The following is a 7,564-nucleotide window of genomic DNA, read 5'->3' as shown; positions in this document are numbered from 1 at the left end:
GCGTCCGGCCTTCACCAGCCCGACCATTTGTGCCCGAAATTCCGCCGGGTACGGGGTACGATGCTTGCCCATAATCGGCACCTCCTTCTCCAAAGGATAGATGTCCGTTTTTCTGGGTCAACTTCAGGGCCTAAGGTCTGCCATCTGAACGCCCTTGAACTCGCGGGTGAACTCCTTGGCTTTGTCCTCGCGGCGCTTTCGAGCATCCTCCAGCTTGTGCGCCAATAGCCCCAGTCGATCTTTTTCCTCGGCCAAGTAGGCAGCTTCGGCGTCGCGATAGATGCGGCGCAATGTCTCCACTGGCCGTGGGTTCTGCAGCAACTGTTCCTGGGCCGGATAGTCCTTGTCATAGTGAGCAACGCCCGCCCGCTCTTCGCCGGCAAGCCCGAGCTCATGGTCCGTGCTCACGCGCAAGCGCTGGTCGCGGTTGTGTTCCTCCTGCAGCCGCTCGAGGTTCTCGTCCGCTGCCGACTTTCTCTCCTGTGCTGCGCTGATGTCTTGCATTACCTCCGCCAGTCGCCGGACGCGCTCTGTGTGGCCGGATTCGTGCTCGCTCTGGAAGCTGCGGACTGCTGACGAAGACAGGACTGCGGCCTGGCGTCGCGTATCGGCTGCCTGTGCTTGTTGCTCCAGCCCTTGCGCCTTCTCATCGAGTTCAAGGGCCAGCGACTCGAGGGACTCGGCCCGTTCCTTCGCCGTGGCAACGTCTTCCTCCAGGGCTGTCTTGTCAGCTTGCGCCTGCCCAAGCTTGCCGTCGCCGAACTCCTTCGTATACGCATCCAGCTCGTGAATTGCCCGCAGCGTTTGGTCGTGGCGCTCCCGATACGCGGACCGGCGCTCATCTTCGTCGGTGACGCGGAGTTCGAGGGAAACGCCCAGCTTCGCAGCAGCCTCGACGTTGAAGGCCGAATCATCCTCGGCAGGGACGACCACCACGTGCTCCGCCACGTGCGCTGCTGGCTCAAGTGTTGCCGCTGATACGACCACGGGGCGCGTGGGCAGGCGCGTCGCCCAGGAGACGGCCTTGGCCCTTTCAAGTTCCGTGCACGCTACGGAGACGCCAAGGAAGCGGGCTGGGTCGCTCGCGACGAGCGCTCGTGCCTTGGAGGCATCCGGCAGCGCACGAGAGATGTACTCGTTGTAGGCTTTGGCCGAGCGAACTCCCGCCTGTAGAAGCGTCTGGACGACGAGTGCTACATCGGCACTGTAGCCGGCAACCCCGGTCTCCTCAATAGCCTGTTTGGCGGCGCGCAACTCCGCAAGCCGAACGTCTCCCAGCGACACCTGCTTTGCCGAATCAGAGACGACTTCGCGCAGGCGGGCAGGCAGGGCTGCAGACAGCGGGTCGACGCGGTCGGATTCGACGGCGTTCAGAAGGACAGGCAACTGAGCCAGTCGTTCTGGTTCGGCCTCTCCTCGTGCGATGAACTCGCCGAGTGTCTGAGCGTTGCCAGACAACTCGGCTGCACGCACGTGTTCCGCTGCGGCAGATTGTCGATGCACCCGCGCCTCCTTGGCGCAGCGTTCCCGGGATGCTCGATGCACGTCACGCTCAGCAGCCGCAGTCGCAGCTTCATCATCAAGGCGTTCGAGCGCCTCGCCTGTCGTCTCTTCTGGTCCTCGAAACGTCTTGTCCGCTTCTAATGCTTCACGACGCCGGACATAGGATTCCTCGGCCGCTTGAAGCTTCGAGCGTTCCTCCACGTAGCGAATCTCTTCGGTTTCGGCGTTGGCCCGCTGGTTGCGAAGAGATGTTCGCTCGTTGTCCCGTACGCGAGCCCTTTCGTCGAGTGCCTGGAGTGCTGCCTTAAGCCGTTGCTCTTCGTTGAACAGTGCACGACGGAGCAGTGCCCCTTGAATTTCAGCGTGGTCCTTCGTCGGCTTGAGATTTGCCCGTTCGGCCTCGGCCAGCGCGTCAAGCTCCTTGAGCTCTTCGTCGATGCCAACGATTTCCTTCTGGAGCCGTGCGGCCCGGATGAGCCGTTCGTCCCGCTCCAGGTCTTTTACCCGGCCATCGGCAGTCTCCTTGCGCGCCTTTGCCTGCGCGCTGCACTTCTGATGCCAAGCCCAGGTGACCGTTGCCTGCTCCTTCGTGTGGAGCGTCGAGTCCGCAAGCGCAGCCGAAGCCAGTTGTCGCTGGGTCTGCTCGAATTCCGCCTCTCGGTCGTGGTCGAGGCGAAACGAGACGGCGCGGGCCTGCAGAGCCTGGACCATCTGAGCGCCCCGAATCAACATTGAGCGCTGCGCAGCCAGCGTCTCGAGGTACAGCTGGGCAGCTTCGGCGAAAGCGTTCAGCGACGCCCGGAACTTGGTCAGCTCATCACGACGCTTCTGGAACTGAGGCTTGCGGCGATGCTTCTCGCATACCGCAACCACCAGCTTGCGTGCCTCGTCGGCCTTCGTGGTGTCGCTGGTCAGGTGCAGAAACTTGCGCAGGAACTCGCCTTCCGTCTTGAAGTCGAGGAAGCCCGTGTCGAAACCGCCTTCCTGGGCCGAGAAGTTAACCTGCATGCGCAGCATGTCCAGGTCAATGAGACGCTCGTCTTTCAGATGCCGCTGCCACTCCGCTTGGCGGTTGTGGCTGATGAAAACGTCACCCGGGTACTTCTTCTGCTGCGCGTGTAGCCAACGTGAGAACTCCTGCATGGAGGTCGGCGTGGGCTGGGCCAGGCCGGGAGCCGGGATGTCCGCGAGGCCGAGGTCGGCGTGCTCCTCGAATGAGAAGAACATGCGGTCGACTTCCGGTGGCTCGGTGTGCGACCTTACCGCGACTGCCTGACCGATCACCAGACGGTAGGGCTTGCCTCCTGCCATTCTGGACGGCATGAGCCATTCAACGATGATGAAACCAGGCGCGCCATCGTGAGTGAAGTACTGAGAGAACGTGTTGTGCTTGCTCTGGATGTGTTTGAGAAACCTCTCTTGAGCGGTCTCGAAGCACGAGAACACAAGCCCGATGAGCGTGGTCTTGCCGCCGCCATTCTCCAGGTTGATGAGCGTGTCGGTGGGTTGGCCGCTGTCCGGGTCAGTCAGCTCGAAAGTCATCCCTTCGTACCATGCGGTGCGGTATCCGCAGTTGCCCAGGTGGATGCGGGAAATCTTCTGCATAGTCACGCTGCCTTGCGCTCGGTCGTAGCCAGTTGCGCCATCTCGTAGAGTCGCCGAAGCGCCAGTTCTCGCAGCTGCACACGCAGCCGAAAGGTGGGCGTGTAGGTCGCAGCCGCCTCGTCTTCCGCGTCGCGGTCAAGCCGAACAAGGCCGTTCTGCGCCATCTGGTTCAGCGCAATCTTGACGACGCCGACAACCGAGGCATGCGACGCTCGCTGACCGGACGGGATTGCTACTGGAAGTGCTGAAATCGTCTCCCAGCCGGGAGCAAGCTCAGATGGAATGTCCGGCGGAAGGTCAGATGTCTCCTTCAGGCGCCGCGCTAGCGCGTAGAGTGTATCGCGGCAGGTGGCCACAGAAGCTGGGGGCGGGGAGTAGTTGTCGTCGTCCAATCCATCAGTCGTAGGGAAGAAGACTGCGGCGATGGCGATGTGGGCAAGTATAAGTGCGGCCTTCTGGTCTGGAGTCATGCCGCTGCGGATATCCGTGAGACGCACTGCGAAGCGGCTATCCTTGGAGGCCGGAACTACAATGAGCCCACGCTGCTCGCTCAAGTCGAGAATCTGCAGTTCCATGCCGGCCGCGACATCCTCGACGTATCGTCTGAATGTCGGGTCCGCCCTGCACAGGGCAAGTAGTTCGCGGTACTCCGAGTCATTGATGGGCGACAACGTTGTGTGCAGCGCCTTGTAGGTCAGTCGCGCGGCGTTGCGCATGGTAGGTTCTGCATTCATTCTGACTCTCCCTGGGGAACGAACTCGAGAGCGCTGCCCTGAGCGATGTCGAGGTGGAAGGTGTCTCCCGTGAGTTCGACGCTCACGTTCTTGAACTCGCTCTCAGACCGCGCGAACGAACGGAACAGGATGAGAACAAGGCACCGCCGCGTCGTCCGGTCTAGGCCCTCGTCCTCGGCGGTATCCAGCAACTGGTCGATACGCAGCCGTTGGCCGGCGGAGAACTTGCCTGCCAGCCAGTCGTTGGCGCGTTGTGCAAGTTCCTTCGAAAACTGGTCGGGCAGGGGTTCAAGCTTCTCAATCGAGCCTGGGTCAGTCTCGACCTCTGCATCTTCCCCACGCTGCTCTAGTAGCAGGGCGAACACCGAGTTCAGGTCGTACACCCTCGGCCACACCGGTGGGTATAGCGCACTGATGAAGATGTCCGCCTCTGCCGAGAGTACCTGGGTCGGAAGGTTGACGAGTTGCGGAAGGAGTTGCGGCTCAAGGTCAGGGAGACCGGTGGGCTTGCGTGCACGGAAGACCGCGCGCTGCGCTTCGATGAAACGCTCGGGCGCTACGTTGATATCAGTGACAAGCTGTAGTCGGATGAGGCTGGCGCTACGGATGGTTTCCTTCAGCTGTACGAGACTCTCGCGCGTCTTCGGTTCATCGGCGCCAAGCAGGGCCTCGCCAACGGCTTCCTCCATCCGAGCGTCCTCGGCTTGGCGCTGACGAACGTGCGTCCGCGCCTCGTCGAGCCGCCCGGCCATGTCGCGGCTCCAGTTGACGCTGCCTGGCGCGCGATAGGCCTGGTAGAGGCGATCACGAATGAGCTGGCGGTACTCGATGGATAGCTTGCGCGCACGGCGTGCGATTTCCAGAGCTGCATCGAAGCGCCCGCGCTGGACCAGAAGGTCCAGCATCTTTTCCAGCAGTTCCTGGGAGTGCTCCGGCGAGAGATCCAACATTCCGAGGTAGACCAGATAGCCTTCCGCCGTTGGGCGGTACCGATATACATCTTCGGCGTCGGGCTCGAACCGTACAAGGCGGAACTGAATGCTGTTGGTGCTCCCGCTTAGGGCATCAAAATACTCGAAGCTGAACTCGCGATGGTTGTTGGCCTTGTTGTCCAGTGCATCAAGGATGACCTCCGCCACGCGCCGAGCCTGAGGCGCCGAGAGTGTCGGTTTCATCCGTATTGCGACGTCGGCAAGATGCGTCAGGATTTCTGTCGAGGTACTACCACTGGAAACCGTGGTGGCTTCCATCATCTGATCGAGTGCTGACAATGCAAGGTAATGCGTGTCGATACTCTGGAAGAGGCTGCGGTCTGAACTGCATCATCTTATAGCGCTCAAGCTGGAATACCGGGCGAAGTAGCAGAAGGTTGCGCTGTTGCCGGGACAGGTCGAGCAGGCCAAAGCCGCCTAACGTTGTCAGCGTGGCGGCAAGGGCGGTGGTTGTCGCTTGGCCATCCATCAGGACCCTATCCGTATTTTCAATGAAATAAATTTGAAAGGTCGTCATACTACGGCAATTGTTACCAGATTTTGCCGAGCTTTGCGACGAGTATGACGGTACCGATTACCGTATCTTTCACGAATTATCTTGGAATATCGGCTCTTCGCGGTTTATGAAATGGCTTGGCCCTTGATCGTCCTCCGTAGTTCATCGTAGGCGATTGGTGTTATCTTCGTGATACATTATTGGATGTAAAGACTTACGAAGGTTGCAAATGCCGACTCCTCACGCTCCTTCTGCCGGCGTCCGGCGGGCGCTGCGCAAATTGGGCGCCGATATTCACGACGCGCGTCGCCGGCGCCGGTTGACCATGGCGGTGATTGCCGAACGGGCTTTTACGTCCAGAGCGACTTTGCAGCGCGTCGAAGCGGGTGATCCGGGCGTGAGCATCGGCATCTATGCGGCCGTGTTGCAGGCGCTTGGTCTACTGGGCGGGCTGTTGGAGATCGCCGATGTGGCCCGGGATACGGTAGGGCAGTCGCTGGCAACTGCGGCATTGCCTCAGCGCGTCCGGTTGCCCCGAGGCGGAGGAAGGGGTGACCATGACTGATGTCGAGGTATATATCGATCTCGACGGCACGTCGCGACCGGTAGGGCTACTCAGGCGCCATACATCGCGCCGGGAAGAAACGGTCACGTTCGAATACGACGAGACCTGGCTGGCCGACGACGAGCGCTTCTCGATTGAGCCGGCACTGGCGTTGACGCGCGGTGTCTTCCCACCGCCGCCTGATCAACCCATCTTTGGTTCGATTGGCGATTCGGCGCCCGATACGTGGGGGCGCCGCCTCATGCAGCGCGCGGAGCGTCGACAGGCCGAGCGGGAAGGCCGGCGTGTCCGGACGCTTGGTGAACTTGATTATCTGCTGGGCGTAGCAGATGAAACACGCCAGGGTGCGCTGCGATTCCGCTGGAGCGGAGAAGATGAATTCCAGGCGCCCGTGCCCGCCGGTGTCCCCGCGCTGATCGAATTGGGACGGCTGCTTCAAATCACCGAGCGCATCCTGCGGGACGAAGAAACCGATGAGGATCTGCAACTGATCTTCGCGCCCGGATCATCACTCGGCGGCGCACGTCCCAAGGCATCGATCATCGACCAGTACGGCCATTTGTCGATTGCCAAGTTTCCGAAGGAGACCGACGACTACAGCATCGAGACCTGGGAGGAAGTCGCCCTGCGATTGGCCGAACGTGCTGGTATCTCCACCCCGCATCACGAACTGCTCGAGATAGCGGGCAAGCCTGTGCTGCTGTCGCGTCGCTTCGATCGCGCGGGGAGCAATCGCATTCCCTTCCTCTCGGCCATGTCGATGACGGGATCGCGGGACGGCCAACGCGGCAGTTATCCCGAACTGGTTGACGCACTGGCACAACATGGTGCGAAGGCGCGGGCCGATGCCACGCAGTTGTATCGCCGCGTGGCCTTCAATGTACTGGTCTCCAATGTCGATGACCATCTGCGCAACCACGGTTTCCTGTGGGTGGGGCACGATGGCTGGGTACTGTCACCGGCATATGACCTCAATCCCACGCCAACCGATGTCAAGGCACGCATCCTGACGACCAATATCGATCTCGACGAGGGAACCTGTTCGGTTGGCCTGCTGGAAAACGCCGCGGAGTTCTTTGGTTTGTCGCTGAAACAGGCTCGGTCGACAATTCGGGAGGTGGCCAACGTGACCCGGACATGGCAAGCGGTTGCTCAGGAAGTTGGTTCCAGGCGCGCAGAGATCGCCCGCATGGCGAGTGCCTTCGAGCACGATGACCTTTGCGCCGCATTACGGTTGTGACGGTATCGAGGGCCGCATTCGAACGAGCCTGACGGTATCAGCGACGGTATCGTGTTCACAAATCGCCTTGGGGCGGCCAGTGTTCGCGATTTTTCAAATGAAGCTGGCGTTGATCCTCCGGTGTGGTTCGACAACAGCCATCAACTGCTGGGCAGGATTTTCGGTACCGCTGACGGTATCGACGTCGCGTGATCAGGCGGAAACGCCGTCCCCACAAGGCTCCAGCCCCAGATTGACAATCGAGTGGGAATGACGTTGCCCGCGAATTTCGGATCCCTTAACTGAGCGGAGATTATGCCACTCGTTGGTTCTGGGCGGCGTGCCAGTCCTGCTCGAATTGCATCGGGCTGACGTAGCCCAACGTCGAGTGCAAGCGCGAATGATTGTAGAAGCTCAACCAGTCGATTACCTCGTCCATCGCTTCGCGAC

The 7,564-nt window shown here is 60.8% G+C and carries 7 protein-coding genes; 2 read left to right on the top strand and 5 right to left on the bottom strand.

Annotated elements, in window-relative coordinates; genetic code table 11:
• Window positions 1–123: 123 nt before the first annotated feature.
• The 4 genes from F6X40_RS40585 to F6X40_RS43030 are packed head-to-tail and all read right to left on the bottom strand — an operon-like array spanning window position 124 to window position 5,351.
• The gene (locus F6X40_RS40585) at window positions 124–3,108 is read right to left on the bottom strand and encodes a hypothetical protein (protein ID WP_187631764.1); all 2,985 of its coding nucleotides are present in this window, start codon (window positions 3,106–3,108) and stop codon (window positions 124–126) included.
• Window positions 3,109–3,110: 2 nt separating this feature from the next.
• A complete protein-coding gene (locus F6X40_RS40580; RefSeq protein WP_187631763.1) occupies window positions 3,111–3,842 on the bottom strand; it encodes a hypothetical protein in 732 nt (243 codons plus the stop codon).
• Window positions 3,839–5,095, bottom strand: a complete 1,257-nt coding sequence (locus F6X40_RS40575) for a hypothetical protein (RefSeq protein WP_262421740.1) — start codon at window positions 5,093–5,095, stop codon at window positions 3,839–3,841. Before F6X40_RS40575 ends, F6X40_RS40580 begins: the two co-directional genes overlap by 4 nt.
• Complete coding sequence (locus F6X40_RS43030; RefSeq protein WP_262421739.1) at window positions 5,064–5,351, bottom strand: hypothetical protein; 288 nt, start codon at window positions 5,349–5,351, stop codon at window positions 5,064–5,066. Before F6X40_RS43030 ends, F6X40_RS40575 begins: the two co-directional genes overlap by 32 nt.
• Before the next feature lie 208 nt (window positions 5,352–5,559).
• Here F6X40_RS43030 and F6X40_RS40570 point away from each other — a divergent pair, with 208 nt between their 5' ends.
• Together F6X40_RS40570 and F6X40_RS40565 are read left to right on the top strand one after the other, a co-directional pair.
• The gene (locus F6X40_RS40570; RefSeq protein WP_090800552.1) at window positions 5,560–5,895 is read left to right on the top strand and encodes a helix-turn-helix domain-containing protein; all 336 of its coding nucleotides are present in this window, start codon (window positions 5,560–5,562) and stop codon (window positions 5,893–5,895) included.
• Window positions 5,888–7,135 (top strand): type II toxin-antitoxin system HipA family toxin, encoded by a 1,248-nt coding sequence (locus F6X40_RS40565; protein ID WP_187631762.1) that lies wholly within the window; start codon window positions 5,888–5,890, stop codon window positions 7,133–7,135. Before F6X40_RS40570 ends, F6X40_RS40565 begins: the two co-directional genes overlap by 8 nt.
• Window positions 7,136–7,427: 292 nt before the next feature.
• On the opposite strand, the gene F6X40_RS40560 is transcribed toward F6X40_RS40565, so the two are convergent.
• Window positions 7,428–7,564, bottom strand: a 137-nt coding sequence (locus F6X40_RS40560) for an IS3 family transposase (protein ID WP_187628899.1), incomplete at its 5' end; no start/stop codon positions are given.

Source organism: Paraburkholderia sp. UCT31 (genome assembly GCF_014397655.1).
Classification (GTDB): Bacteria; Pseudomonadota; Gammaproteobacteria; order Burkholderiales; family Burkholderiaceae; genus Paraburkholderia; species Paraburkholderia tuberum.
The sequence above is the reverse complement of the archived record's forward strand: the minus strand, read 5'-3'. Positions and strand labels throughout refer to the sequence as shown.